The 26,500-nt window shown below is 62.1% G+C and carries 28 protein-coding genes; 24 read left to right on the top strand and 4 right to left on the bottom strand.

Annotated features, from left to right (window positions below):
- Positions 1-94 precede the first annotated feature (94 nt).
- Together zapE and ACO08C_RS06380 are read left to right on the top strand one after the other, a co-directional pair.
- Positions 95-1,213: a cell division protein ZapE gene (zapE, locus tag ACO08C_RS06385; RefSeq protein WP_421788449.1), complete on the top strand. Its 1,119-nt coding sequence runs from the start codon at positions 95-97 to the stop codon at positions 1,211-1,213.
- A 133-nt stretch (positions 1,214-1,346) separates the two neighbouring features.
- Entirely contained in the window at positions 1,347-2,018 is a 672-nt protein-coding gene (locus ACO08C_RS06380; RefSeq protein WP_421788448.1) for an O-methyltransferase, read from the top strand.
- On the opposite strand, the gene ACO08C_RS06375 is transcribed toward ACO08C_RS06380, so the two are convergent.
- Positions 2,015-2,455 (bottom strand): DUF6265 family protein, encoded by a 441-nt coding sequence (locus tag ACO08C_RS06375; protein WP_421788447.1) that lies wholly within the window; start codon positions 2,453-2,455, stop codon positions 2,015-2,017. The two genes, ACO08C_RS06380 and ACO08C_RS06375, sit on opposite strands and share 4 nt — an antisense overlap.
- 59 nt (positions 2,456-2,514) lie before the next feature.
- Here ACO08C_RS06375 and ACO08C_RS06370 point away from each other — a divergent pair, with 59 nt between their 5' ends.
- From ACO08C_RS06370 to ACO08C_RS06360, 3 genes are all read left to right on the top strand, one after another.
- The gene (locus ACO08C_RS06370) at positions 2,515-3,291 is read left to right on the top strand and encodes a helix-turn-helix domain-containing protein (RefSeq protein WP_421788446.1); all 777 of its coding nucleotides are present in this window, start codon (positions 2,515-2,517) and stop codon (positions 3,289-3,291) included.
- 70 nt (positions 3,292-3,361) lie between these two features.
- Positions 3,362-4,324: a malate dehydrogenase gene (gene mdh, locus ACO08C_RS06365; RefSeq protein ID WP_421788445.1), complete on the top strand. Its 963-nt coding sequence runs from the start codon at positions 3,362-3,364 to the stop codon at positions 4,322-4,324.
- Between the two features lie 300 nt (positions 4,325-4,624).
- Complete coding sequence (locus ACO08C_RS06360) at positions 4,625-5,905, top strand: hypothetical protein (protein ID WP_421788444.1); 1,281 nt, start codon at positions 4,625-4,627, stop codon at positions 5,903-5,905.
- 78 nt (positions 5,906-5,983) lie between these two features.
- Here ACO08C_RS06360 and ACO08C_RS06355 read toward each other — a convergent pair whose 3' ends face one another.
- Entirely contained in the window at positions 5,984-6,496 is a 513-nt protein-coding gene (locus ACO08C_RS06355; RefSeq protein ID WP_421788443.1) for a tryptophan-rich sensory protein, read from the bottom strand.
- 141 nt (positions 6,497-6,637) lie between these two features.
- Between ACO08C_RS06355 and ACO08C_RS06350 the strand changes: the two genes are divergently transcribed.
- Positions 6,638-7,189 carry a GNAT family N-acetyltransferase gene (locus ACO08C_RS06350; protein ID WP_421788442.1) on the top strand — a complete coding sequence of 184 codons (552 nt, stop codon included), beginning with the start codon at positions 6,638-6,640 and terminating at the stop codon, positions 7,187-7,189.
- On the opposite strand, the gene ACO08C_RS06345 is transcribed toward ACO08C_RS06350, so the two are convergent.
- Entirely contained in the window at positions 7,186-7,920 is a 735-nt protein-coding gene (locus ACO08C_RS06345; protein WP_421788441.1) for a LytTR family DNA-binding domain-containing protein, read from the bottom strand. The two genes, ACO08C_RS06350 and ACO08C_RS06345, sit on opposite strands and share 4 nt — an antisense overlap.
- Positions 7,921-8,068: 148 nt before the next feature.
- On the opposite strand from ACO08C_RS06345, the gene ACO08C_RS06340 reads away from it, so the two are divergent.
- The 8 genes from ACO08C_RS06340 (at position 8,069) to ACO08C_RS06305 (ending at position 14,267) form a co-directional block, all read left to right on the top strand.
- Positions 8,069-8,608, top strand: coding sequence for a DUF2306 domain-containing protein (locus tag ACO08C_RS06340; RefSeq protein WP_421788440.1), 540 nt, complete (start codon positions 8,069-8,071; stop codon positions 8,606-8,608).
- A gap of 105 nt (positions 8,609-8,713) precedes the next feature.
- The gene (locus ACO08C_RS06335; protein WP_421788439.1) at positions 8,714-9,451 is read left to right on the top strand and encodes a hypothetical protein; all 738 of its coding nucleotides are present in this window, start codon (positions 8,714-8,716) and stop codon (positions 9,449-9,451) included.
- A gap of 125 nt (positions 9,452-9,576) precedes the next feature.
- Positions 9,577-10,740 (top strand): alkaline phosphatase D family protein, encoded by a 1,164-nt coding sequence (locus ACO08C_RS06330; protein WP_421788438.1) that lies wholly within the window; start codon positions 9,577-9,579, stop codon positions 10,738-10,740.
- 165 nt (positions 10,741-10,905) lie between these two features.
- Positions 10,906-11,205, top strand: coding sequence for a DUF2282 domain-containing protein (locus tag ACO08C_RS06325; RefSeq protein WP_421788437.1), 300 nt, complete (start codon positions 10,906-10,908; stop codon positions 11,203-11,205).
- A 20-nt stretch (positions 11,206-11,225) separates the two neighbouring features.
- On the top strand, positions 11,226-12,095 hold the full coding sequence (locus ACO08C_RS06320) for a DUF692 domain-containing protein (RefSeq protein ID WP_421788436.1): 870 nt from the start codon (positions 11,226-11,228) through the stop codon (positions 12,093-12,095).
- A complete protein-coding gene (locus ACO08C_RS06315) occupies positions 12,088-12,834 on the top strand; it encodes a DNA-binding domain-containing protein (RefSeq protein WP_421788435.1) in 747 nt (248 codons plus the stop codon). The genes ACO08C_RS06320 and ACO08C_RS06315 overlap by 8 nt, the downstream gene beginning before the upstream one ends.
- A gap of 13 nt (positions 12,835-12,847) precedes the next feature.
- Positions 12,848-13,423 (top strand): DoxX family membrane protein, encoded by a 576-nt coding sequence (locus tag ACO08C_RS06310; RefSeq protein ID WP_421788434.1) that lies wholly within the window; start codon positions 12,848-12,850, stop codon positions 13,421-13,423.
- Between the two features lie 133 nt (positions 13,424-13,556).
- The gene (locus tag ACO08C_RS06305; RefSeq protein ID WP_421788433.1) at positions 13,557-14,267 is read left to right on the top strand and encodes a methyltransferase domain-containing protein; all 711 of its coding nucleotides are present in this window, start codon (positions 13,557-13,559) and stop codon (positions 14,265-14,267) included.
- Here the strand turns inward: ACO08C_RS06305 and ACO08C_RS06300 are convergent.
- The gene (locus tag ACO08C_RS06300; protein WP_421788432.1) at positions 14,264-14,860 is read right to left on the bottom strand and encodes a YceI family protein; all 597 of its coding nucleotides are present in this window, start codon (positions 14,858-14,860) and stop codon (positions 14,264-14,266) included. The genes ACO08C_RS06305 and ACO08C_RS06300 overlap by 4 nt on opposite strands.
- Positions 14,861-14,919: 59 nt before the next feature.
- On the opposite strand from ACO08C_RS06300, the gene ACO08C_RS06295 reads away from it, so the two are divergent.
- From ACO08C_RS06295 to lpdA, 10 genes are all read left to right on the top strand, one after another.
- A complete protein-coding gene (locus ACO08C_RS06295) occupies positions 14,920-16,167 on the top strand; it encodes an MFS transporter (RefSeq protein ID WP_421788431.1) in 1,248 nt (415 codons plus the stop codon).
- Between the two features lie 108 nt (positions 16,168-16,275).
- On the top strand, positions 16,276-17,469 hold the full coding sequence (gene sucC / locus ACO08C_RS06290; protein WP_421788430.1) for an ADP-forming succinate--CoA ligase subunit beta: 1,194 nt from the start codon (positions 16,276-16,278) through the stop codon (positions 17,467-17,469).
- 161 nt (positions 17,470-17,630) lie between these two features.
- The gene (locus ACO08C_RS06285; RefSeq protein ID WP_421788429.1) at positions 17,631-17,924 is read left to right on the top strand and encodes a hypothetical protein; all 294 of its coding nucleotides are present in this window, start codon (positions 17,631-17,633) and stop codon (positions 17,922-17,924) included.
- On the top strand, positions 17,921-18,367 hold the full coding sequence (locus ACO08C_RS06280) for an acyl-CoA thioesterase (protein WP_421788428.1): 447 nt from the start codon (positions 17,921-17,923) through the stop codon (positions 18,365-18,367). The genes ACO08C_RS06285 and ACO08C_RS06280 overlap by 4 nt, the downstream gene beginning before the upstream one ends.
- A 12-nt stretch (positions 18,368-18,379) precedes the next feature.
- Complete coding sequence (sucD, locus tag ACO08C_RS06275) at positions 18,380-19,285, top strand: succinate--CoA ligase subunit alpha (RefSeq protein ID WP_421788427.1); 906 nt, start codon at positions 18,380-18,382, stop codon at positions 19,283-19,285.
- A 132-nt stretch (positions 19,286-19,417) separates the two neighbouring features.
- Complete coding sequence (locus ACO08C_RS06270) at positions 19,418-22,396, top strand: 2-oxoglutarate dehydrogenase E1 component (protein WP_421788426.1); 2,979 nt, start codon at positions 19,418-19,420, stop codon at positions 22,394-22,396.
- Between the two features lie 29 nt (positions 22,397-22,425).
- Complete coding sequence (gene odhB, locus ACO08C_RS06265) at positions 22,426-24,006, top strand: 2-oxoglutarate dehydrogenase complex dihydrolipoyllysine-residue succinyltransferase (RefSeq protein ID WP_421788425.1); 1,581 nt, start codon at positions 22,426-22,428, stop codon at positions 24,004-24,006.
- A gap of 168 nt (positions 24,007-24,174) precedes the next feature.
- Entirely contained in the window at positions 24,175-24,612 is a 438-nt protein-coding gene (locus ACO08C_RS06260; protein WP_421788424.1) for a hypothetical protein, read from the top strand.
- Between the two features lie 9 nt (positions 24,613-24,621).
- On the top strand, positions 24,622-25,020 hold the full coding sequence (locus tag ACO08C_RS06255; protein WP_421788423.1) for a hypothetical protein: 399 nt from the start codon (positions 24,622-24,624) through the stop codon (positions 25,018-25,020).
- Positions 25,021-25,090: 70 nt separating this feature from the next.
- On the top strand, positions 25,091-26,491 hold the full coding sequence (gene lpdA, locus ACO08C_RS06250) for a dihydrolipoyl dehydrogenase (RefSeq protein ID WP_421788422.1): 1,401 nt from the start codon (positions 25,091-25,093) through the stop codon (positions 26,489-26,491).
- Positions 26,492-26,500 lie beyond the last annotated feature (9 nt).

The raw sequence follows: 26,500 nt of genomic DNA, 5'->3' as shown, positions 1-26,500 counted from the left end.
CGCGGGGCATGCGCGAGGTTAAACGCCCGGTCTTTCTCATCGCTGCCGCGATCATCGCCTTCGGGCTGCTGACCGCCATTCTGGTGTTCGGCGCATGACCCCGTTGGAGGTGCTGGAATCGCGCATCGAAGCGGGCACGCTGACGCGTGATGACGGGCAGGTCGCCGCCGCCAAGGCGCTGACCGATCTGCACCAGCGCCTCGCCGGTTGGCGCATCAGGGATGGCTGGGTCCGGCACAAGACCGCGCCCCCCAAAGGACTTTATCTCTGGGGCGGTGTCGGCCGCGGCAAGTCCATGCTAATGGACATGTTCTTCGCCAATGCACCGGTAAAACAGAAACGCCGCGTTCATTTTCACCAATTCATGCAGGAAACCCATGCAGGCATTGCCGCGTGGCGAAAGCGCCTCGAGCGCAAGAAGGGACAGGACGATCCGATCCCGCCCGTCGCCGAGGCAATCGCGCAAGACGCCCGCCTGCTCTGTTTCGATGAATTCCAGGTTACTGACATTGCCGATGCGATGCTGCTCGGCCGCCTGTTTGAACAATTGTTCGGTATCGGCGTCGTGGTCGTCGCAACCTCCAACCGCGTGCCTGACGATCTCTATAAGGACGGCATCAACCGCCAGCTCTTCCTGCCCTTCATCGATATGCTGAAAGATCGCCTCGCGGTGATGGAAATCCCCTCCGGCGAGGATCACAGGCTACGGCAGCTGACCGCCGCGCCGGTCTATTATGCGCCTCTGGACGATAGCGCGGACAATGCCATGCAGGAGGCCTGGGAACGTCTCACCCAGGGTGCCGAGCCGCAGGCCTGTACGCTGACCGTCCAGAACCGCGCGGTGACGGTGCCGCGCGAAGCCGCGGGTGTTGCCCGCTTTACCTTCGCGGAGTTGTGCGCGAAACCGCTGGGACCGGCGGATTATCTGGCTTTGGCGGCACGCTTCCACACCTTGCTGATCGAAGGCGTACCCGTCCTGAAACCGGCCAAGCGCAATGAAGCCAAACGCTTTGTCACGCTGATCGATGCGCTTTACGAAGCGAAGACGAAGCTGGTGATGAGCGCTGCGGCAGGACCGGACGGGCTATACAAAGAGGGAGATGGCGCCTTCGAGTTCGCGCGCACCGCATCGCGTCTGATGGAAATGCGCACACAGGAATATCTCGCCGCCGCGCACGAGGAAGCGCTGGCGGAAGAGGGATTAGAAGATTGATTTTCCTCCCCCGTTTACGGGGGAGGGGGACCCCGAAGGGGTGGAGGGGGCAGGCCCCCCTCGGTCCTTCGGACCACTCCCCCCGCCTGCGGGGGGAGAAAACACGACGAAAAACTCGGGAGCAGCTTAGAAAATGTCACGATCGATCGGGCTGGACGCCACGCTCACAGACTATGTCCGCAAGGTGAATCCGGCGGAATCGCCAGCCCTGAAACGCTGCCGCGAAGAGACCGAGGCGCGCGAGGACGCCAACATGCAGGTCAGTCCGGAACAGGCGGCCTTCATGAAGATGATCGCCCGCATGGTGAACGCGAAAACCGCGGTCGAAGTCGGCGTGTTCACAGGGTATTCCGCACTCGCCGTTGCCGAGACGATGAAGGCGCTGCACGGCGAGAAGGCGCGGCTCTATGCCTGCGATGTCTCGCACGAGCTGATCGGTATCGCCGAGGATTACTGGAAGGAAGGCGATGTTGCCGATGTCATCCGCCCCGTGATCGGCGACGCCCGCGAGAGCCTGATCGGCCTTATCAATGATGGTCTCGCAGAGTCAGTCGACATGATGTTCGTGGACGCTGACAAGACCGGTTACCCTGAATATTACACGGCCGGTCTGACACTCCTGCGCCCGGGCGGGGTGATGTTGTTCGACAATGTCCTGTGGAGCGGGTCCGTCGCCGACCCGTCGACCACCGATCCCGACACCGAAGCGCTTCGTGCGATCGCGCAAAAGGTCAATCAGGACGACCGCGTCGAAAACGCCTTCACGGCGATCGGTGACGGGCTCTTGATCGCCATGAAGCGCTAGTCCGGCACAAGCGTCCAGCCGAACTCGTAGACCTGCTCGCCGTTAAGGTCCGAGATGGTGGCGGTCAGCACATCGCCATCGCGCTGATAGACAATGCGCTGCGGAAAGTCGTGTTCGGGATTCTCGAACACGGCCCGGTTCGCCGCAACGCTGGTCGAGGCAAAACAGGTCGCCTCATTGCCGCCCGGCTGGGCGCAATAGGTGGCGCCGTCTTCGGTCATCGCGATCAGCAGGAATTCATAGCCGCGCGCCTGGCCGTCGATCACTGTCCGGTTAACCCCGAGGTGCAGACCCCCGTCGCCATTTGTCCAGATCTCTTCCGAAACCTGACCGCCGTCTTCGCCGCGCCAATGCCCTGTGATCCAGTCGAGATCATTGGCAAGGGCCGGTGCGGCGGCGGTCAAAAGGGGCGCGAGCGCGCAAGCAATGTTTCGCATGGATTTGTCTCCTGTTCGCAGCAAGACTAGCGGGCGCGCAGCCGGAATTCTTGAAGAAAATGGACACGACACCAGACTATCGCTTTCAGCCGGTGAGCGGGCATGCGGCGGTCGAGGGCGTCTGGTCGCTTGAAACCGGTCCGGGCGAAGACCGGATCGCGCCCGACACCTGTTGCGAGATCATTTTCCATCTCGCTGAACCTCCGCTTGAACGCTTGCCGTCCGGCTGGCGCCGGCAGGCGCCGGCCTTGCTCTATGGTCCGCTGACGCGCGTGCTGGGCCTCAAGTTTGACGGCCCGATGAAACTTCACGCGATCCGGCTGAAACCCGGCGGCATTGGCGAGCTGGCGAATGATCCGCCATCGCTGCGCAATGCCAGTCATGAGCTCGCGTCGGTGATGGGGTCCGAAACGGCGTCAAAGCTCCAGGCAGCGGCGCATCGCGGGCTGCCGGCATTGCAAACCGCGGCCGCGGCCCTGCCCCATGACTCACCGTCCCGGCGGTCTGGCCGGATTGCCGGGGCGGCGCAGCTTCTGGCCGCCGCGCCGGGCCTGACAGCACGCCGTTTGGCGGCTGAGCTGGGCATTTCTATCCGCACGCTCGACCGGACCTTTCTGGCGCAAACCGGATTGCGGCCCGGAGAATATCTGCGGATCCACCGCTATCACGCCGCGCGGCGGGCGGTGAGCGCGGGGGCGGCGAATCTGGCGGACATCGCCGCCGATCACGGCTATGCCGACCAAGCCCACATGACCCGCGAATTCCGGCACTTTTCCGGCCTCACCCCGCGCCGCAAGCGCGCCGGCGAAGGCCATGACCTGTACTATGACAACTGACCGCCTTGCCGCCGCGTCAGCCGGGCGCTAGACCCTTCCGAAAATTGCCGCGCTTGCGAAGGAGCATCCCATGGCCCGCAATAAAATCGCCCTCATCGGTTCCGGAATGATCGGCGGCACGCTCGCCCATATCGCAGCCCGCGACGAGCTGGGCGATGTGGTCCTGTTCGACATTGCCGAAGGCATTGCCAAGGGCAAGGCGCTCGATATTGCCGAGGCGTCCCCGGTCTTCGGCAAGGATGCCAATCTGAAAGGATCGGACGATTATGCCGCCATCGCCGGCGCCGATGTTTGCATCGTCACCGCCGGGGTGCCGCGCAAGCCGGGCATGAGCCGGGATGATCTGCTCGGCATCAATCTGAAAGTCATGAAAGCCGTCGGCGAGGGCATCAAGAAACACGCGCCGGACGCGTTCGTGATCTGCATCACCAACCCGCTGGATGCCATGGTCTGGGCGCTGCGCGAATTTTCCGGCCTGCCGACCCACAAGGTGGTCGGCATGGCGGGCGTGCTCGATTCGGCGCGCTTCCGTTATTTCCTCGCCGACGAGTTCGGTGTCTCCGTGGAAGACGTCACGGCTTTCGTGATGGGCGGTCATGGCGACACCATGGTGCCGCTGCTGCGCTATTCGACGGTCGCTGGCATCCCGGTGCCGGACATGGTCAAGATGGGCTGGTCGACGCAAGAGAAGATGGACGCCATCGTCGATCGCACCCGCAAGGGCGGCGGCGAGATCGTCGGCCTCCTGGGCAATGGTTCGGCCTATTACGCCCCGGCCGAGAGCGCCATCGACATGGCGGTCTCCTACCTGCGCGACAAGAAACGCATCCTGCCGGCCGCGGCTCACCTGACCGGTCAGTTCGGCGTCGATGATCTTTATGTCGGCGTGCCGATCGTCATCGGGAAGGACGGCGCCGAGAGGATCGTCGAGATCGAGCTCAATAAGGACGAACAGGCGATGTTCGACCACTCGGTCGAGGCGGTGAAGGGTCTGGTCGAAGCGTGCAAGGGTCTGGAGCCCAGCTTGGGATAAACAGTGACGCAAACTCTTGGAAATTGGTCGCCTGATCCCCGCTTTCCTAAGGTATTTCTCTCCTCTGCATTCAAAGACATAACGCCCGAGAGGGATACTTCGGGCTATCTGAGATTCGAGAGGGAGGAACTCCCGACTCTAGCACCAGTTTCCGGGATTCCGGCAGCGAACATTTGGACTTACGAAGCCGTATTCGGTCGTGACAATCCGGACCCGCCAACTATTTTGGACCGTTGTGTAGGCGCGGTTGCGGGATGCGACGCCGTAGTATTCTTGCTCACAGGGTCTCACGGCTCGGGCATGGCACTCGGACAAGCACCGAACGGTTCGGAGAAGGCCCACCTCAGCTACTCGACCTTCTTGGAGGCGGAGCTGTTCGCGGCGGCATTAGCGAACAAGTTCTGCTTCGTAATCGATTTCAGGACACGTGAGACGGCGCGTCAACTCGATGAGTTTTTAGTGCTTTTCCAGCGGCTGTTCGGCAATTCCGTTCACAGATGCCGAAGCTACAAAGAGCTGAAAAATGCTTGGGCTGACATCCTATTCTCTGTCCGCGAACTTTGTCTGAATTCGTCGCATCCTAGCCGCGCCCGAGCGGCAAGATTTGTGGATATGTGTGCAATACGTCGACAACGCGACCGGATGTCCATGGAAGCTTCAAATCCGAAGCTCCGTTTTTTGGGCGGCTGGCGGGGAGCGTATCACGAGACGTTTTCATTTAATCATGCATTTGTTGCGGCTTGTTTGCGCGAAGTCCGATTAGGAAAAAGCGACAACGGCAATCCGATTTCATATCTTGAACGCTTGTCCAGACTCTGGGTCGCGATACGCGATCTCGGCGCTTTAGGCGAATGCGGTTTGAGCGAGCCATCAACTGCGGCCTTGTGGGACCAAGCGCTTGGACTTTGGGCAATATCCGGTTCTTGGTACGGCCTGCATTATCACAGCGAAATTAGCCCACTCGCGGCGGTTCAATCGCAAATTCACTTGCGTCGTTCGGGCCGTGTCTCGGGTGTCGATCCCGAGCGACCGCTACTCGGTGCCCGTGCCAGCGCATTGCATTCGATTGCCCAGCGAGCGAAAAAAACAAAAGTTGGTCTGTTCAGGCTCGTAGTCCGACTGGTTTCGAGTCAACTGGAAGGCGTTACAGGAGACCGCTCGGGATCGCTGCTGATTCGCGGCAATGCGCGACTGCAATTGGCGCGAGTTGGACACCCCCTCCAACTTCTGAAAGCAAGGCAAGACTTAGCCGAGGCTTTAGCCATCAGAGAAAGCTTGGCGACTAACCGCCATGCGCTCGGCGAAGCGAAGGTCGATTACGGTTTTGCCCTCGCATTGACCTCTATCTTTCCGAGTACGGCGTTCGGACTCATCAAAGAAGGGATCAATGATATGCGCGCTTCCCCGGAGTCTGTTTCGAATCCCGGATTTCTTGTCCGCGCGCTCCGCAAAAGCGCGTTTGCGTTTAAGATACGCGGAGATCGTCGCTCGCGCGAAACAAATGCAGAACTCGAGTCATTGGTTGCATCAACGCATTCAAATGACCAGTCGCCACTGAAACGATTGGAAATCGGAAGGTGACGATTCGTCGTGAAACAGACGCCCATTGCATGATTGCGCGACGATCCCGCGCGGTTTGACGCAAGTCATTCCGAAGTATTACAGCCCGGCGATCTGCAGCCCTGTGTTGAGCCGCATCAACTCGAAAGACACGGCCGTCATATAGGTCGTCCAGATGAAGACCGGCCACATCAGCATCCCGGCGGCTTTGTGCGCCCGCCCGATCAGTAAGAGGGTCACCACCGTGATCAGCCAGCTCACGAGTATGGCATAAAACCCCACCGTCAGATCGCGCAGGATGACAAACCCGGTAATCCAGCCGCCTGAGGCCGCAAACAACAGCGTGATCAGCCCCATCGACGCCCACCGGCACCAGCTGTGGCCGAACCGGTCGACCATCCACAGGATGAAGGCCATCCACATGGTTTTCGCCACCCACAGCCAGGTCAGCACCTGTGTCGGCAGGAGCCAGGCCGGTGTGTTGAGTTCGTCATAGACCCACTCGACCACGCCTGTCGCGAACGCCAGGCCGATGATCAGTCCCATCATGCCGGACGCAAAGATCCAGTACACGGCGAGGCGTACGATTGTGGGACGGTTCTGTTTGGCCATTCCGGTCCTGGCTTCGGCTCGGGTTAAACAACACCTGTCTTGCGCAAGAATCGCGCCAATCTAGGCGCAAGCATGGTCGCCGGCTTGCCAATGCCAGTGCCGCAGCCTATCCCCGCTGCCGGTCGCCCAGGGGAGGATCAATTGCCGGTCGATATCGCCACCTTCGGCCCGCGTCTCGAAACGGAACGCCTGATCCTGCGTCCTTTGGAAGAGCGCGATGTCGAGCACCTGATCGCCGTGATGGCGGACGAGGAAACCGCCCGATACATCGGCGGCGTCCAGTCGCCGCCCATGGTCTGGCGGGCTGTGGCCTCGATCATCGGTCACTGGGCGCTGCGCGGATACGGATTTTTCGCGGTGGAGGACAAGGCCACCGGGGAGTGGCTCGGCCGGATCGGACCCTGGTATCCGATGGGTTGGCCGCAGCCGGAGATCGGATGGACGGTCAAGCGGGAAGCCTGGGGGAGGGGCGTGGCCGCTGAAGCTGCCGAACGCTGCCTGGCCTGGGCGTTCGAGGATCTCGGCTGGGACTCGGTCATTCACCTGATCCACGCGGACAATCGCGCCTCGCAAGGCGTGGCCCGGAAAATCGGCTCGTATAACTGGAACCAGCCGGTCGAAGTGGCGGGATTCAACATGATGGCCGATCAATGGGGCCAGACGCGGCAGGAATGGCGTCAAAGACGGCGCTAGATCCAGCCGCGATCGCGCAATTCGGCATAGTATCGCCGGCTCACAGGCGCCGTGACGCCATTCGTGAGGGTCAGTTCCGCCCGCCCGCCGGATTTCTCCGCATGGTCGATCGCGGCGCGGGCAACCCACCAGGACCGGTGAGTTTGTGTGCCCTCAAGCCCTTCGGCGGCCGCTATCGCGTCGGACAAGCGCATCAAAATCAGCGCATCCCCCCGGCTGGTGTGAACGCGCAGATAATGATCTTCGGATTGCAGCGCGAATAGGTCGGCGGTGCGCAGCCTGACTGGCAGCTTGTCCGTGAGCGTCCGGCCGATGGCCGGCGTCGACGTCGTCTGTCCCGGGCGGTCGCGCAGATAGGCCAGCAGCGTGACGGCACCGGAAATGACGAGAACGAAACCGTAAATGACCGGCCAGAAATAGATCGGCGGCATCGGCCCGATCAGGCTTTGCAGGGCGATGACGGCGACGGTGACCGGCAGCGCGACCAGGAAGGCGATGATCGTGTAGGACGCCCACACCGGCAGGTCGGGTGCAAACCGGTCGAGCAGGGCTGAGACTGCCATTCCGCTGTAACCGCCGAGGGCCATCAGCCCGGTCCAGTAGATCCAGACCCAAGGCCAGCCCAGCCCGCCGGTGTTGTAGGGGCCCAGAATGGCGAGAAACGTCCCGACTCCGAGCAGAAAAAGCAAATAGCGGGTTCGCGCGTTAAGAGACTCGATGATCCGCTGCACCTTGGCTGACACTCCATTCACGGTTCGCGAACGGAAACCTAGCGCCATTCGCGTCAAGAAACAGCCCGCCAGCGAATTGCCGCTCCCCCGCAAACCCGCGTCATGGCACGCAATCGCCGTCAGATCTCGCACATCAAGGGAGTTGGAAATGAATGCAGTCCGTCATCTCGCTATTGGCATTGGCATCGTCACGGTCGTCGTCGGTTTCGCCCTCGTTCAGGGCGGTATTCTTCAAGACGGATATCTTGCAGCCTACTGGCGTGAACTCACCAGCATGGCGGGCGGCTTCCGCCCCGACTTCAACGCTTTCGCAACGGCGCCGCTGATCATTCAGATTCATGCCGGCGCGGCGATCGGCGCCTTGGGGCTCGGCCTGGTCCAGCTGCTCGCTCCGAAAGGCACCATTCCGCACCGCACGCTCGGCTATGTCTGGGTCGCGCTGATGCTGATCACCGCGCTGACCGCGATCTTCATCCGCCAGATCAATGACGGCCAGTTCAGCTTCATCCACATCTTCGTGCCGCTCACCCTGTTCGGCTTGTTCGGCCTGATCACCCATGCCCGTGCCCTCCGCACCGACAAGCATCGTAATGCCGTGTTCGGCCTGTTCTTCGGCGCGCTCATTGTGCCCGGCTTGTTTGCTTTCATGCCGGGCCGGCTGATGTGGCAGATGTTTTTCGGCGGCTGAGCTTCACGCCCTCGTGAACTCTCTTACCGCCTTCTCAGTATAGGCCTGTAACTGATCGTGTAGTTTTCGATTTCCGGAGGACAATTTTGACCCTGGGGGATTGAAATGCGCAATTATATTCTATCGGCTTGGGCGGCTGCGCTGATCGCAAGCCCGGCCCTGGCTCGGGATGACTGGCGGGCTGCAGCCGCGGCGGCCTTGCCGGACAGCGGCGAGATGCACCTGCAGATGCTGGTCGACGGCGAGGCCGACGGCTTCATGCGGCTCGGCTGGCAGCGCGACGAGGACGCCGGACTCATCCATTTCTACGACCGCACCATGTGGGGCAGTCAGGAAATTTTCGAGACGGTGGAAGGGTCGGTGAACAGCGAAACGCTGGCGCCGGTCGACATCGACATCACCTTCTTCCAGCAAAATGCCATCCTCACGGTGAATGCGGCGGCCCGCAATGGCGTGATTACCGGCGGCCGGACCTTCATGCGGCCCTATGCCGGGGAGCAGTCGGCGCCGATCGATATTGCGGTCACCGACAGCTTGATCATGCGCGGCGCCGCCTTTTTCGTGTCGCAGACCCTGCCGCTTTCGGTGGGGGAATCGGTCAGCTTCGACTGGTTCGCTCCGCTCGCCGGTATTGCGGAAAGCGTCACGCTTACCGTGGCCGATGGCGGCACGATCGAGACCTTGAGCGGCAGCCATGACACCATCCGGATTGAGGTGCGCGGCAGCAGCACCGAGAACGATATCTATGTGACGGCCAATGACGGCGTGCGTCAGGTCGTGCGCATTGATGTTCTGGGTCAGCCCCTGCGCTTTGAAGCCATTCCGGCGCCCGCGGGCGAATAGGGCCAGACGCGCGTTCGATGCGAGAAGGCGGAGCCACCGGCTCCGCTTTTTTTATCCGCGCCGAAATGTCGTCAGCCCTTCACAAATCCGGTGTAGCTCCGATCGGGCAGTCGAAGGAGTTATGCATGCGTGTCGCCCTTGTCCTGGCCCTGGCCGTTTCTGCCTGCGCCGCCGCACAACCCACGGATCCCGAAGAGGCACCCGCCGACTGGGCGCCCGCCACCGTGTTCGAGGCCTTGCGCCCCTTCTACGCCCATCTGGATTATGAACCGCCCCACGCCGGTGAGGTTCTGACACTGGATCCGCGACAGCCGCTGACCCGGATTGCGTTCGGCTCCTGTCACGATCCCGAGCATGAGGGCATGGAGATATTGAGCCGCGTCGCAGGCGATCGTCCGGACGTATTCATCTACACGGGAGACAATGTCTATGGCGACACATGGACCTGGGATGCGACCCTGCCCGAATTGCGTGAAGCCTATGCCATGCTCGCGGCCACGGACCACTTCCAGACCTTGCGGTCGACAACGCCGCTGCTCGCGACCTGGGACGACCATGATTATGGCATGAACGATTTCGGCGGCGGTTTTCCTTACAAGGAATTTGCTGAAACGCTGTTCCTGGATTTCTGGGATATCCCCGAAAACGATGCGCGCCGCACACGCCCGGGCATTTATGCGTCGGATGTCTATGGTCCGGAGGGCCAACGCACCCAGATCATCCTGCTCGACACGCGCTATTTCCGCACCGACCTGGCGCGCTCGCCTCAGCGCGGTGAACCGGGCATGGAACGCTATGTGCCGACCGACGATCCCGACCAGAACATGTTGGGTGACGCGCAATGGGCTTGGCTGGCGGATCAGCTGCAGGTTCCCGCAGACTTGCGTCTGGTTGTGACCTCGATCCAGCTTCACGCCGACGGACATGGCTGGGAAGCCTGGCGGACCATGCCGGCGGAACGCCAGCGGTTTTACGATCTGATCGGCGAATCGGGTGCCGAAGGCGTGATCATCGTGTCAGGCGACCGTCATTCCTCGGGCCTTTATGTTCGCGAGGATGTGATCGGCTATCCGCTTTACGAGATCACGTCGTCCTCCCTCAACCGGTCATTCCACGATGAAAACAACGAACCGGGGCCCCACCGCATCGGCGAAATGTACGCGCCCGTGAACTATGGCGTGATCGATGTGAACTGGGGGGAGCGTTTCGTGAGCCTGCAGATTCGTGACGCGGAAGGCGCTGTGGTGCGGCATGTCGAGGTTGCGCTCGACAGTTTGCGTCACCGCTGAACCGGTTTGCCGATCACGCAGATCCGCAAATCCGCTAGCACGCGATAACGTGGCTGTTAGCGCTGTTATCGGAACGTGACTGGTCAATCATGGGCCATTCAGACATCGTTCAGTCCACCGGTCGGGACATCTGGCCGGGGAGTTGAAACCCACGGGAGTCTGACCATGAAGAACCAATCCGCATTCGCGACCATCGCCGCCTCGGCAATGGCCCTGTCCCTGTCCGCTGCGGCCAACGCTGACAACCACAGCGACGGCGAGTCATCGGACAACGGCATGGAGCGCTGTTACGGCATCGCCCTCGCCGGTGAAAACGATTGTGCCGCCGGACCGGGCACGTCCTGCGAAGGAACCTCGACGGTCGACTATCAGGGCAATGCCTGGACCTATGTCCCGGAAGGCACCTGCGAGTCGATCGAAACGCCTTATGGCAACGGTTCGCTTGAGCCGGTCGAACGTCCGTAATCAGCCGCACCGACTTCGGAATGACCTCCGTCCACCCCGCCTCGGCACCGGCCCCTGTCATGGGGGCCGGAATCGGTCTCAAGCCGCAATATTATCGCAGCGTGCTGGAAAACCGCGAGGCCGGGCTCTGGGTGGAGGTTCACCCCGAGAATTACATGACGGCCGGCGGGCCGCGCCACGCCTGGCTTGAGGCGATCCGCCGCGACCGTCCCCTATCCCTGCACGGGGTCGCGCTGTCGCTCGGCGGTGCCGAACGGCCGGACCGCGGGCACCTCAAAAAGTTGCGCGCGCTGGCCGACCGCTACCAGCCCGAACTGATGAGCGAGCATCTCGCCTGGTGTGCGCATGACGGAACCTATTTCGGCGATCTTCTGCCGACGCCTTACACGCGCGACCAGCTCGACCGGTTCTGCGCGCATGTCAGCGAAACGCAGGACGCGCTTGGCCGCGCCATTCTGATTGAGAACCCGTCCATCTATCTGCCGCTGAAAGCAGAGATGACGGAACAGGAATTTCTCGCCGAAGCCGTCGAACGGACCGGCTGCGGCCTCCTGCTCGACATCAATAATGTCTTCGTCACGAGCTGGAATCTCGGCCAGGACCCGCACGGCTATATCGATGCACTGCCAGCGGCTGCCATCGGCGAAATTCATCTGGCCGGACACGAACAGGACGAAAATCTCGGCGATAAGCTGTTGATCGACACCCATGGCGCGCCGGTGCGCGACGAGGTGTGGGCGCTCTACGATTATGCAATCGAGCGGATCGGTCCGAAACCGACACTGATCGAGCGCGACAGCAATCTGCCGGCCTTCGAGACACTGATGGCCGAATGCATGCGCGCTCAGGCCATCCTTGATACCTTGGCCGCGGAGCCGGCCCATGCCTGACTTCCACGACAGTTTTGCCGCTGCATTGAAAAATGGCGATGCGCACGCTTTATCCGCATTCACGGACGGCGAGCCGGACAGCCGCTTTCAGGTCTATCGCAATAATGTCGTCAAAGGGGCCGCTGATACGCTCGGTGACGCCTATCCGGCGATCAAACGTCTCGTCGGGGAAAGCTTTTTCCAGGGAATGGCCAGGGCTTTCTGGGCCGAACACCCGCCCGCGGAACGCACGCTCACACTCTACGGGGAAGCCTTTCCGGCATTTATCGAGCGCTTCGAGCCGGCTCGCCCGCTGATCTACCTCGCGGATGTCGCCCGGCTCGACCGGGCCTGGCTGGAAGCACATCACGCGCCGGATGCGCCGCCCCTCACGACGAAGGATGTGGCCGGCTTGCCGCCAGAAGATCTCGCCGCCATGGCGCCGGGCCTCCACCCTTCGGTCAGGATCGGAGAATCCCGGTTGCCGGCCTATGCGATCTGGCGGACCAATCGCGAGGACGCCGAGGTCAAGCGTATCAGCCTCGAAACCGGCGCCGAAACGGCCCTCATCCATCGCCCGCAGATGGAGGTCCGGCATCGCCGGCTGTCGCCGGCCGAGACCGCATTCTTGTCGATTATCGCCGCCGGCGGGAGCTTCGAAACCGCTTCCAGCTCTGTTGCCGACCAGTTTCCCGGAGCCGAACCGGCCCCGGTCTTTATCGCCTTAATGAAGGAAGGCGTTTTCAAGGGGTTGGAATAAAAAGGGACCACACATGACCACTCAACCATTCGACGGCAATCCGCCGGTTTTCGGTGCGCTTGGGCGCCTCTACCAGAGCGTCTACGGCACGGCTCAAAATCTGATCAGCCACGCCTTGCTGGCTTTGTTCGCCCGTTTGGCGATTGCCGGCGTGTTCTGGCGGTCCTTTCTGAACAAGGTCGAGACCAACGGCCTGTTCGACTATGTCGAGGTCATCAATAATTTCGAAGTGCAGAGATCCTTGATGAAAGTTCCGGCCTTTCCCATCACCATCGAGGACTCGACGTTCGCCCAGTTCGGAGAAGGCGGCATGTTTGAGCTGCCCTTGATTCCGGGCGGCGTCGCGGCGGTTATGGCAACGGCGGGTGAGGGAATTCTTCCCATTTTGCTGGTGCTCGGCCTGCTGACCCGCTTTGCGGCAACCGGCCTGATTGTCATGGCGCTGGTGATCCAGATATTTGTGTTTCCGACCAATGCGCACTTCTGGGGCAGTATCGCCCTCTGGTTCGTTCCGCTCTTTTATCTTGTCGGGCGCGGATCGGGACCTATCTCCGTCGATCATCTCCTGTCCCGCCAGCTTGCCCGATAACCCTCCGCGCAAGCTGGTCACCCCGCGCCGCTGACGATCCACTTCCCCCCGGAACGCCAGCGGCGCTTCGGGTTTGGCGATGCGGTCTGAACGCGCTATGCCGCTGACAGACCGCTACAGACCCGGATATCAAATGCGCATCTTCCTCAAGAAACTGCAGGCCCGCTTCCGCGATCCGCGCCAGTTTTCGGTCCCGTCGATGGACCGCCACTGCCCGATCTGCGGCTATGAGGGGAAATTCCTGTCGCTGGGAACGCCGCCGCGCTGGGACGGCAGATGTCCGAGCTGCGGCTCGCGGGAACGCCACCGTCTGCTTCACATCTGTCTGGAACGCGAGGGCATCGATCTGACTGACGGGCGCACCATCCTGCATTTTGCGCCGGAAGGTTATTTCAAGAAAATGATGGGGGATGCCCCGAACTATCACACCGCTGACCTGGTACCCGGCAAGGCGCGCCATGCGATGGACATGTCGGCGATGACATTCGAGGACGCCAGCGTCGATTGCGTTCTGGCCCATCATGTTCTCGAGCATGTGCCCGACGACAAAGAGGCGATGCGCGAGAGCTTCCGCGTTTTGAAGCCCGGCGGGTTGGCCATCTTTTCCGTGCCGCAAAACTGGGCGCGCGCTGAAACCTATGAAAACCCGGACGTGAAAACGCCGGCCGAAAAGTTTGCGCATTATGATGATGCCAGCCATGTCCGCTATTACGGCCGTGACTTTGCCGGCCGGGTTCGCGAGGCGGGTTTCAATGTCACCGAATGGCGGCTAGAGCCCGAGGAAGAACCGAAATACGGCCTCTTCAAGCAGGACGTGATCTATTTGTGCCGCAAGCCGGGCTAGCGGCGCTCGAACACCAGATGCGCGCTGACCGGGAAAACCGGCGTGATTCCGTTCAGATTAGCAATCTCCGCCAGCGCATCGACGGCATCGCCCAGGCCGAAATCGCGGGCATCGACGAGCGCCGGCTCGCTGGATGTCACCACCACCTGATCGGCCGCGCTGCGCGTTACCCGCACCGGTGCATAGACTGTGCGGGCTTCGCCATGCAGGCTGACCGTCAAGGGCAGCTCGATGGAGGTCGCGGCGCCGACCGCCAGGTCCTCGAACGCGGCCGGGTTCAGTTGGGCGGTCACGGTGATCTGCGGATATTGCGACACCTCGAAGAAGATGTCCCGGAGGCGCTCATTGCGGATGTCGATATAGCTTTCGACGCTGGCCGCTTGGACGGTCAGCTCGGCGAGCCCGTCGGCGGAAACCGCACCTGAAAGCTCGCCAAAGCGGCTGATCTCCGCAACGTCGCCATTCTTGACGCTGATAAACACGATATCCGACTGGCTGCCATTCAACTGCCACGAACCGCTGCTAACCGGACGCTCCGCCGAACAGGCTGCCAGTGCGGCCGCAAGAAAAATAGCTGTCAGACCCTTGAACATGGCGTCGCCTTCCTGTTGCTTCGCAGCCGGTTGCCGAACCCGAACCTAGGACAAACACCGTGAAATTCTATCGCAATGTTGCCGTTGTCATGCTGGCGATGGGCGTTTGGCAGATCGCCAACGGCCTTCTGAATGTCGCCCTGCCCCTGACCATGGCGCAATCCGGCTGGTCGGGCATTGCGATCGGTGCCATCGCCTCGGCCTATGCTATCGGCTTCATGGCGGGCGCCTTTTACGCCCCGACGCTGATCGCGCGGATCGGCCATATCCGCGCCTTCGCGGCCGCTGGCGGCTTGGCCGTGGCGGCCACGCTGCTGCTGGGCACCGACACCAATGTTTATCTCTGGTTCGCCCTGCGCCTGGTGTTCGGCGCCAGCGCGGCGGTCCTCTTCGCAGTCGCCGAGAGCTGGATTGCCGATGCGACCCCGGCGGACCGCCGTGGCGGTGTCATCTCGGCCTATCAGATCGCCGGACGCGCCGGCATCGTCGTCGGACCGTTCCTGATCGCCGGTGGCGAGACGCTGATCGGCGGGGCATTGCTGACGGCCGGCGTCTTCCTTGCACTGGCTATCTCGCCGGTGGCCGCGACCGGCCGCGCGCAGCCGATCCTGCCGGATCATCCGCCGCACTCACCGCTCGCCGTGCTGAAAGTGGCCCCGGCGGCCGCCATCGCCGTGTTCGCCGCAGGCATGGTGAATACCGGCGTTCTGGCCTTTATTCCGATTTGGGCGGGTCAGCTCGGAACCCCGTCCGAGGACGCAAATACTGCGGCCGCTGCGGCACTCGTGATGGGGATTATCTACGCGGCCTCGATGGCGAGCCAATGGCCGGCCGGCAAAATCTCCGACAAATATGACCGGCGCCTGGTGATCGGCGTTCTGGGCGCCAGCTGGGCCGCGGTTTCTCTGGTCCTGACCGCTTTTGTCGATCCAGGCCTGTTCATCGGCATCCTGCTGATCGGCCTCTGGGGCGCGACATCGCTTGCCCATTACGGCATCGCGGTGGCGCACGCCGCCGATCGCGCCAAGCCGGGACAATTGCCCGCCATGGCGTCCGGATTATTGCTGGTCTGGGCAGTCGGATCCGTCGTCGGGCCGCTGATTTCCGGCGCGCTCTATGCGAGCCCGATGGGCATGCGCGGGGTGTTCCTGTTCTCGGCGATTTTCGGTGCCGCTCTCGCCGGTGCCATGCTGCTGCGATCCCGCAGCCGTACAGCGGCCAGCGAGGCCGAGCGCGAGGAGTTCGTGAACCTTCACGCCACCTCCGCAGCGCTTGCCGAAAACAAGGCCGACGATCCCCAGCCATAGGTCCTGCGCAAGCGCGGTCCAACCCGCATTGCACCCCAACATGCCGGTGTTATAAGCCCGGTACATCCATTCGCCTGACCGCCGATTCTCACGCGAGGCTCTTGATCCATGAATATCCACGAATACCAGGCCAAATCCCTGCTCAAATCCTTTGGCGCGCCGGTCGCCGATGGCGGTGTCGCGATGACGCCCGCTGAGGCCGAAGCCGCCGCCAAGAATCTGCCCGGCCCGCTATGGGTGGTGAAGGCGCAGATCCATGCAGGCGGCCGCGGCAAGGGCAAGTTCAAGGAGGCCGATGCCGGCGACAAGGGCGGTGTCCGCCTCGCCAAGTCGGTGGCCGAGGTGCGCGAATTCGCCAAGCAGATGCTGGGCAATACGCTGGTCACCAAGCAGACCGGCGATACCGGCAAGCAGGTCAACCGGATCTATGTGGAAGACGGTGCTGACATTCAGCGCGAGCTTTACCTGTCTCTGCTCGTCGATCGGGCAACCAGCCGGGTCGCCTATGTATGTTCCACCGAGGGCGGCATGGATATCGAAGCGGTCGCCGAGGAGACGCCGGAAAAGATCATTACCGTGCATGTCGATCCGGCGGCAGGCTACAGCCCTTATGTCGGCCGCAAAATTGCCGCGGCGCTGAAGCTGGAAGGCGCGCAGGTCAAGCAATGCGTGAAGCTGATGGGTCAGCTTTATCAGGCGTTCGTCGAGAAAGACATGGCGCTCCTGGAGATCAACCCGCTGATCGTCACCGGTGAGGGCAATCTGCACGTGCTCGATGCCAAGGTCGGCTTCGACAATAACGCGCTTTACCGCCATCCGGATATCCAGGACCTGCGCGACCTCACCGAAGAGGACGAAAAGGAAATCGAAGCCTCGAAATACGACCTCGCCTATATTGCGCTCGATGGCGATATCGGCTGCATGGTCAACGGCGCGGGCCTCGCCATGTCGACTATGGACATCATCAAGCTTTATGGCGCAGAACCGGCCAACTTCCTCGATGTCGGCGGCGGCGCCTCCGAGGAAAAGGTCACCGCAGCCTTCAAGATCATCACCGCCGATCCGAACGTCAAAGGCATTCTGGTCAACATTTTCGGCGGCATCATGAAGTGCGATGTCATCGCCCGCGGCGTCATCGCGGCGGTCAAGGAGGTGGGCCTCCAGGTGCCGCTCGTCGTCCGCCTCGAAGGCACCAATGTCGAAGAGGGCAAGCGCATCATCAATGAGAGCGATCTCGACGTGATCGCGGCTGACGATCTCGACGATGCCGCCCAGAAGATCGTCAAGGCGGTGAAGGGCTAGGTGGCGAGGCGCGACTCATATTTTTCCTCCCCCGTTCACGGGGGAGGTGTCAGCGAAGCTGACGGAGGGGGCATGCCCCCCTCGGCCAGGAGCCTGTCCTCGGGCCGACCGAAGGTCGGACCCGTGGGGGGCACTCCCCCCGCAAGCAGGGGGAGAAGAGAGTGAGCAATCTGTTCCAGATCCTCGTCATGATCGCCCTGCCGGTGGCGGTGGGCGGCGCTGCCGCCTGGTATTTGCGCAGCCGGCTCGCGGCCATGCGCTGGAACATCTATGCCTTCGCCCTGATGATGGGGCTGTTGACACCGGTCCTCATCGGCCTGCTCGTCGCCCAGGCCATGATCGAGCATGTCGAGACCGGTACGGCGCTCGCCGTCCCCATGCTGATGGGCGTCTCGGCCGGCGCCGGCTGGCTCGGCGGGGCCCTCATGTTCCGCTTCAATGGACGCGACACATGACCCAGCGCTCGGACTTCACCTTTTTCCACGAGCACCGCGTGCGCTGGTCCGAAGTCGACCCGCAGGCGATCGTCTTCAATGCGAATTATTTCGTTTTCGTCGATCATGCCGTGACCGAATATTTCCGCGCCAATGATCTGATGTGGGAACACACGTTGGAGCGCGGCTATGACTTCTTCACCGTCAATGCGAACTGCAATTTCCGCTCGCCGGCGAAGCTCGACGATCTGATCCGGATCGGCTTCCGCTGCCAGCGTTTCGGCACCTCTTCCGTGGTTTACGCCTTCGGCATTTTCCGCGGCGACGAACTGCTCGCCGACGGCACCATGACCTATGTCTGCGCCGACGCTGAAACCCGCCGCCCGAAACCGCTGCCGGAGGACTACACCTCCCGCCTTCTCGCCTTCGAGAAACACCCGATTGAAACGAAACAAGCTGCCTGAGGTTCAAGCACTATGGCCGTACTCGTCGACAAGAATACCAAGGTGATCTGCCAGGGCCTCACAGGCCGCAACGGCACCTTCCACACCGAGCAGGCCATGGAATATGGCACGCAGATGGTCGGTGGCGTGACGCCCGGCAAGGGCGGCCAGACCTGGCATGGCGATGAGAACAAGAACCTCTCCCTGCCGATCTTCGACACGGTCGGGGAAGCCCGCGCGGCCACCGGTGCCAATGCGTCCGTCATTTATGTCCCGCCGCCCTTCGCCGGTGACGCCATGCTGGAAGCGATCGATGCCGGCATCGAGCTCATCGTCGCGATCACCGAGGGCGTTCCGGTGTCCGACATGATCAAGGTGAAGCGCGCGCTCTCCGGCACGAAATCCCGGCTGGTCGGCCCGAACTGCCCGGGCGTCATCACGCCGGGCGAATGCAAGATCGGCATCATGCCGGGTCACATCCACAAGCGCGGCACGGTCGGCGTGGTCTCACGCTCGGGCACGCTGACTTATGAAGCGGTGAAGCAGACATCCGATGTCGGCCTCGGCCAGTCCACCTGCATCGGCATTGGCGGCGATCCGGTGAACGGCACCAATTTCATCGACTGCCTGGAAATGTTCCTGGGCGATGACGAGACCCAGTCGATTGTCATGATCGGCGAGATCGGCGGTTCCGCCGAGGAAGAAGCGGCAGAGTTTCTCAAGGCTGAAGCTGCAAAAGGCCGCTCCAAGCCGGTGGTCGGCTTCATCGCCGGCCGCACCGCCCCTCCGGGCCGCACCATGGGCCATGCCGGCGCGGTCGTGTCCGGCGGTAAGGGCGGCGCCGAGGACAAGATCGAAGCCATGAAGTCGGCGGGTATCACCGTGTCCGACAGCCCGGCTCGTCTGGGCACGACCATGGTCGAGGTATTGAAGGGCTAGGCCCGCGGCACACATAAGGAGGCGCGGCGACAGCAGGCAGGCCGCGCCAATTCGGGCTTTACACGGGACCGGCCCACCCGGAGACTAGCGATTACGGTCGACCGTGCGGGGGTTGGCCAAACAGGAACGGATATGTCCGACACCAAGCGCACCGACGCGAACCAGACCTTCCTCGAAACCTCCTTTCTTTACGGCGGCAATGCCCGCTATATCGAGCAAATGGCCGCCGCCTGGGCCGAAGACCCGACATCGGTTCCGCCCGAATGGCGCGCCTTTTTCGAGGATAATGGCAGCGATCCGGCGGTAACCGGCCGGGCGGCGCGTGGAGCAAGCTGGAAGCGCGCCGACTGGCCGCGTGAAGCCAATGGCGACCTGACATCCGCACTCGGCGCCATCGATGCCGCGGCCGAACCGGCGCTGATCGAAAAGGTCGCCGAACGCCTGCCCGATGCCGATCCGGCAGACGTCCGCAAGGCCACCCAGGATTCCATCCGGGCCATCATGATGATCCGCGCCTACCGGATGCGCGGACACTTGGCTGCCAATCTCGACCCCTTGTCGCTGACAACATTCGGTGAACAGCCGGAATTGCAGCCGGACTCCTATGGTTTCGGCGCGGCCGACATGGATCGCGAGATATTCATCGACGGCTATCTCGGCCTCGAAACGGCCACGCCGCGGCAGATGCTCGATATTCTGCGCCGCACCTACTGCTCCACGATCGGCGTGGAGTTCATGCACATCTCCAATCCGCAGGAAAAAGCCTGGCTTCAGGAGCGCTTCGAAGGGCCTGACAAGGGCGTCAATTTCACGGCCGACGGCAAGAAGGCGATTTTCTCGCGGCTGGTGGAAGCGGAAGCATTCGAACGCTTCCTGCACAAGCGCTATCCCGGCACCAAGCGCTTCGGCATCGACGGCGGCGAGGCCATGGTTCCGGCGCTCGAGCAGATCATCAAGCGCGGCAGTCAGATGGGCGTGACCGACATGATCCTGGGCATGCCGCATCGCGGCCGCCTCAACGTGCTCGCCGCCGTGATGGGCAAGCCCTATCACCAGATTTTCCACGAGTTTCAGGGCGGCACGACGCAGGGCGGCGAGTTTGGCTCCGGCGATGTGAAATACCATCTCGGCGCGTCATCCGACCGCGAATTTGACGGCAAGACGGTGCACCTGTCGCTGACCGCCAACCCGTCCCACCTTGAAGCCGTCGACCCGGTCGTTCTGGGCAAGGCACGCGCCAAGCAGACCAAATTCCGCCGAGAACAGGGCGATGACGTGAACACCGCCGAACAGGTCATGCCGCTGCTTCTGCATGGCGATGCGGCGTTCGCCGGCCAGGGCATTGTCGCGGAGTGTTTCGGCCTGTCGGGCCTCAAGGGACACCGCACGGGCGGGGCGATCCATTTCATCGTCAACAACCAGATCGGCTTTACCACCGACCCGAAGGATTCGCGCTCCTCGCCCTATCCGTCGGATGTCGCCTTGATGGTTCAGGCGCCGATTTTCCATGCCAATGGCGACGATCCCGAGGCCGTGGTCTTTGCCGCCAAGATGGCGACCGAATACCGCCAGCTCTTCGGCAAGGACGCCATTGTCGACATGTTCTGTTATCGCCGCTACGGCCACAATGAGGGCGACGATCCGTCCTTCACCCAGCCGATCATGTACCGCGCGATCAAGGGACATCCCACAACCCGCGAACTCTACCAGCAACGCCTGGTCGCCGAAGGCATCCTCACCGACGCGGAAGCCGATCAGATGGCGAAGGAATTCGACGACTATCTGGAAGCCGAGTTCGAAAAGGGCCGCGCCTTCGAATCCAAGGACGCCGATTGGCTCGATGGAGTCTGGTCGGGATTGGGATTGCCGGAGGATGATGATCGCCGCGGCGAAACCGCCGTTCCGGTCGAGAAACTCAAGGCGTTGGGCGACAAGCTCACCACCTATCCGGACGAGATCAACATTCACAAGACGCTGAAGCGCGTGCTCGAAGGCCGCCGAAAAGCGATCAAGGCCGGTGAGGGACTGGACTGGGCGACGGCCGAGAGCCTGGCATTCGCCTCACTGCTGGATGAGGGCTTTCCGGTCCGCCTGTCCGGTCAGGATTCCGGCCGCGGCACCTTCTCGCAGCGCCATTCGCACATCATCGATCAGGAAACGCAGGAGCGCTATACGCCGCTATGCGAACTCGGCACCGCGCCGGTCCGTTATGAGGTGATCGATTCGATGCTGTCCGAAGAGGCCGTGCTCGGCTTCGAATACGGTTATTCGCTGTCGGCGCCCAACACGCTGGTCATGTGGGAAGCCCAGTTCGGCGATTTCGTGAACGGCGCCCAGGTCATCATCGACCAGTTCCTGGCCTCGGGTGAACGCAAATGGCTCCGCATGTCCGGCCTCGTCATGCTGTTGCCGCACGGCTATGAGGGCCAGGGTCCGGAGCACTCCTCGGCCCGCCTTGAACGCTTCCTGCAGCTCTGCGCGCAGGACAATATGCAGGTCGCCAACTGCTCCACGCCGGCGAACTACTTCCACATCCTGCGCCGCCAGATCCATCGCGGATTCCGCAAGCCCTTGATCCTGATGACTCCAAAATCGCTGCTCCGGCACAAGCGCTGCGTGTCGACCCTGAAAGCGATGGGTGAAGGGTCGTCTTTCCACCGTGTCCTTTGGGATCATGCCGACCCGTCGCATCGTGCCGAAGGCGGCGCCGACACCGTTGAGACGACGCTCGTCGCCGACGACAAGATACGCCGCGTCGTGATGTGCTCGGGCAAGGTGTATTACGATCTCCTCGAAGCGCGTGAGGAACAAGGTATCGACGATGTCTACCTGCTCCGCATCGAGCAGTTCTATCCGATCCCGGCGCGCTCCATGCTGCTGGAATTCCAGCGCTTCCCGAACGCCGAACTGGTCTGGTGTCAGGAAGAACCGCAGAATATGGGTGCCTGGACGTTTATCCAGCCGACGCTGGACTGGGTGCTGGCGCAAACCGGCGCCAAGCAAAGCCGCCCGAAATATGCCGGGCGCAGCGCCGCGGCCTCCACGGCCGCCGGTACCGCCGCCGCCCACAAGGCGGAACAGGACGCACTGATCAACGAGGCCCTGGCCTGATATTCCGAGACGAAGGACTCTTTCAAGACATGACCGACATCAAGGTTCCCGAGCTGGGCGAATCCGTTTCCGAAGCGACGGTAGGTTCGTGGAATTTCTCGGAAGGCGATGCCGTCAAGAAAGACGACATCCTGGTCGAGCTGGAGACCGACAAGGTGTCCATTGAAGTCCGCGCGGAGGAAGACGGAACGCTGTCGAAAATCGTGGCCGCCGAAGGCGAAACCGTCGAGATCGGCGCCAAGCTGGCTGAGCTGGGCTCCGGTGGCGGATCCTCGGATGCGGCCCAGGACGATGGCGGCGACGAGCCGGCCGAAGATAAATCCGCAAAGGAGGACGCACCCGCTGAAGACGCCTCCGGCGAGGATGACAGCGGCGAGGACGAAAGCGGCGATGACGGCGGCAATCTCGTCGAAGCCAAAATCCCGGAAATGGGCGAGAGCGTGTCGGAAGGCACGGTCGGCGCTTGGCTGGTCGATGTCGGTGCGGCGGTCAAGAAGGACCAGGCTCTGGTCGAGATCGAGACCGACAAGGTTGCGGTCGAAGTACCGTGCCCGGTGGATGGGGTGCTTGAGGAGCGCAATGCCGACGAGGGCGACAGCGTGTCTCCCGGCGATGTGATCGCCAAAATCCGTGAAGGCGGGACCGCCAAATCCGAAAAGGCCAAGCCGGAACCGAAGGCCGAGGCCAAGGCCGAGAAGAAGTCCGAGACTTCCAGTGAAACCAGGGCCATGCCGTCAGCGGCGCGGATCGCAGAAGAGAATGATCTCGACCTCTCCAAGATCGAGGGCAGCGGCAAGGATGGCCGCATCACCAAGGGCGACACGCTGAAAGCGCTGGAGAGCGGCGCGACGGCCCCGAAAACACCGGCCCCGAAGCCGGCCTCGTCCTCGTCGGACGACCGCGCTGACGATCCGCGCGAGGAACGCGTGAAGATGACCCGGCTGCGCCAGACCATCGCCCGCCGCCTGAAGGACGCGCAGAACACGGCGGCCATGCTGACCACCTTCAACGAGGCGGACATGTCCGCCATCATGAAGGCGCGCAAGCAGCACCAGGACGCCTTCGTCGCCAAGCACGGGGTCAAGCTCGGCTTCATGAGCTTCTTCGTGAAGGCTTGCGTCAATGCGCTGAAGGAAATCCCGAACGTCAATGCCGAGATCGACGGCGACGAGATCGTCTACAAGAACTATTACGATATGGGCGTGGCGGTTTCGACCGAGCGCGGCCTCGTCGTGCCGGTGGTGCGCGACGCCGACACCATGTCGCTTGCCGATATCGAAAAGAAGATCATCGAGCTTGGCACCAAGGCGCGCGACGGCAAGCTGTCGATCGACGAGATGCAGGGCGCGACCTTCACCCTGTCAAACGGCGGCATTTTCGGCTCGCTCCTGTCGACGCCGATCCTCAACGCGCCGCAATCGGGCATTCTCGGCATGCACAAGATCCAGGAACGCCCGGTCGCCGAGAACGGCGAAGTCGTGATCCGGCCGATGATGTATCTGGCTCTGTCCTATGACCACCGCATCGTCGACGGCAAGGAGGCCGTGACTTTCCTCGTCCGCGTCAAGGACGCGCTGGAAGACCCGCAGCGCCTGTTGTTTGATATTTAGGGGACGAATTTCTCTGTCGTTTTCGGTCGAGGAATAACGCCTCGTCATCCCCCGATTTATTCGGAGCATCACCCGGACAAGCCGGGCGACGACGGGTGGCTTGGCTTTACCCTCTCCCCACGCGAAGGCTTTCACGCTAACGTCGGCCCACATTTTGGGGAGGGTTAAATGACAGCATCTCAAGCGAAAACACCGGTCTGGTACTGGATTCTGGCCGTGATCGGCCTGCTATGGTTTGCCATGGGTGCGTTCGACTATGCGGCGACTCAGCTCCGGCTGGATTTCTACATGTCGAACTTCACCGAGGAACAGCTGGCTTATTTTTATGGGTTTCCGTCATGGTATGTCGCCACATGGGCGATTTCGGTTTGGGGGAGCTTCATCGGCGCCATCCTCCTCCTGCTCCGGATGAAACTGGCCTCGCTGCTGTTTCTCGTGAGCCTGATCAGCTTCATCGTCGGCGCCATCTACAGCTTCGGATTCACGAATGGCGTGGAAATCATGGGCGGCTTCGGGGCCGTCATTTTTTCGGCGGTCATATTTGTGTCCATCCTCGCCTATTTCTGGCTCGCCCGCTGGGCCAGCCAACGCGGTATTCTGAAGTAGGAACGGGACATGCTCCGTATCATTCTCGGCATTGTCGCCGGCCTGGTGGCGGCGGTCGTCACGGTCATGATCGTTGAGACGATCGGCCACATGATATTTCCGCCGCCCGAAGGCGTCGACATCACCGATCCTGAGCAACTCGCTGCGATCATGAGCGAGATCCCGCTCGGTGCGAAAATCACCGTTCTGGTCGCTTGGGCGATCGGCATTTTCATCGGCGGAACGCTGGCCATTCTGATCTCGAAGCGGAACTGGTCGGCCTGGATTGTCGGCCTTGCCGTGCTCGCGATGGGGATCGTCACCATGACGATGATCCCCCATCCCGTCTGGATGATGATAGCCACGCCGCTGATCACGGTTCTGGCGGTCGTGTTGACTGTCCGGCTTTTCGGCACCAGGAGGGCGTGAAGCCGGTTGAATCCCCGCGGGGGCGGTTCTAGGTAGGAGCGAAATCGCTCCACACACGAAAGGCCGCCCCATGTCCAAGAGCTACGACATCGTCATCATCGGAGGCGGTCCTGGGGGCTATAACTGCGCCATTCGCGCCGGCCAGCTGGGGCTGAAGACCGCCTGCATCGAGATGCGCGAAACTTTGGGCGGGACTTGCCTGAATGTCGGCTGCATCCCCTCCAAGGCACTGCTGCATTCGTCCGAACTCTATGAGGCCGCCAACAAGGATTTCGGCAATTACGGCATCAAGGTCGAGGGGCTGGGCATCGATCTGCCGAAAATGATGGACGGCAAGGCTGAAGCCGTGAAGGGCTTGACCGAGGGCGTGGCCTTCCTGTTCAAGAAAAACAAGGTCGATCATATCCGCGGCAAGGGACGGATTGCCGGTAAGGGCAAGGTCGAGGTCGACGGGCCGGACGGGAAGCAGACGCTTGAGGCCAAGAACATTGTCATCGCCACAGGATCTGAGGTCACGCCGCTGCCGGGCGTTGAGATCGATGAAGAACGCATCGTCTCCTCGACGGGCGCGCTCGACCTCAAGGAGGTGCCGAAGAAGCTGGTGCTGATCGGCGCCGGGGTGATCGGGTTGGAACTGGGCTCGGTGTGGCGGCGGCTGGGCGCGGAAGTCACCGTGATCGAATATCTCGACCGGATCCTGCCGGGCATGGATTCGGAAATCACCAAACAGGCCCAGCGCATTTTCAGGAAGCAGGGCATGACGTTCGAGCTGTCGCGCAAGGTGACCGGCATCGACAAGTCCGACAACGGCCTCACCGTAAAGACCGAAGCGGCCGATGGCGGCAAGGAAAAGACGTTCGACGCCGATGTCGCGCTCGTGTGTATCGGCCGCCGGCCTTACACCGAGGGTCTCGGGCTCGAATCTGTCGGCATCAAAACCGACGAGCGCGGCTTTATCCCCAATGACCAATTCAAGACCGGCGCCGAGGGCGTCTGGGTGGTCGGCGATTGCACGCACGGGCCGATGCTGGCGCACAAGGCTGAAGACGAGGGTGTCGCCTGTGCCGAGCGGATCGCCGGCAAGGCCGGGCATGTCAATTACGGCGCCATTCCGGGTGTCGTCTACACCCATCCCGAGATTGCGGCGGTCGGCGCCACCGAAGACGAGCTCAAGCAGCAGGGCCGCAAGTACAAAACCGGCAAGTTCTCCTTCATGGCCAACTCCCGTGCCCGGGCGAACCATGAGACCGACGGCATGGTCAAACTCCTCGCCGACGCCGAAACGGACGAGCTTCTGGGCGCCCACATGATCGGCAAGGGCGTCGGCGAGATGATCGCCGAGCTCTGTCTTGCCCTGGAATTCCGCGCCGCGTCGGAAGACATCGCCCGCACCTCCCATCCGCACCCGACCATGACGGAGGCGATTCGCCAGGCCGCAATGGGCGTCGAAGGCTGGACCATGCAAGCCTGATCTCGCGCT

The organism is Hyphobacterium sp. (assembly GCF_965229905.1).
Lineage (GTDB): Bacteria > Pseudomonadota > Alphaproteobacteria > Caulobacterales > Maricaulaceae > Hyphobacterium.
The sequence above is the reverse complement of the archived record's forward strand: the minus strand, read 5'-3'. Positions and strand labels throughout refer to the sequence as shown.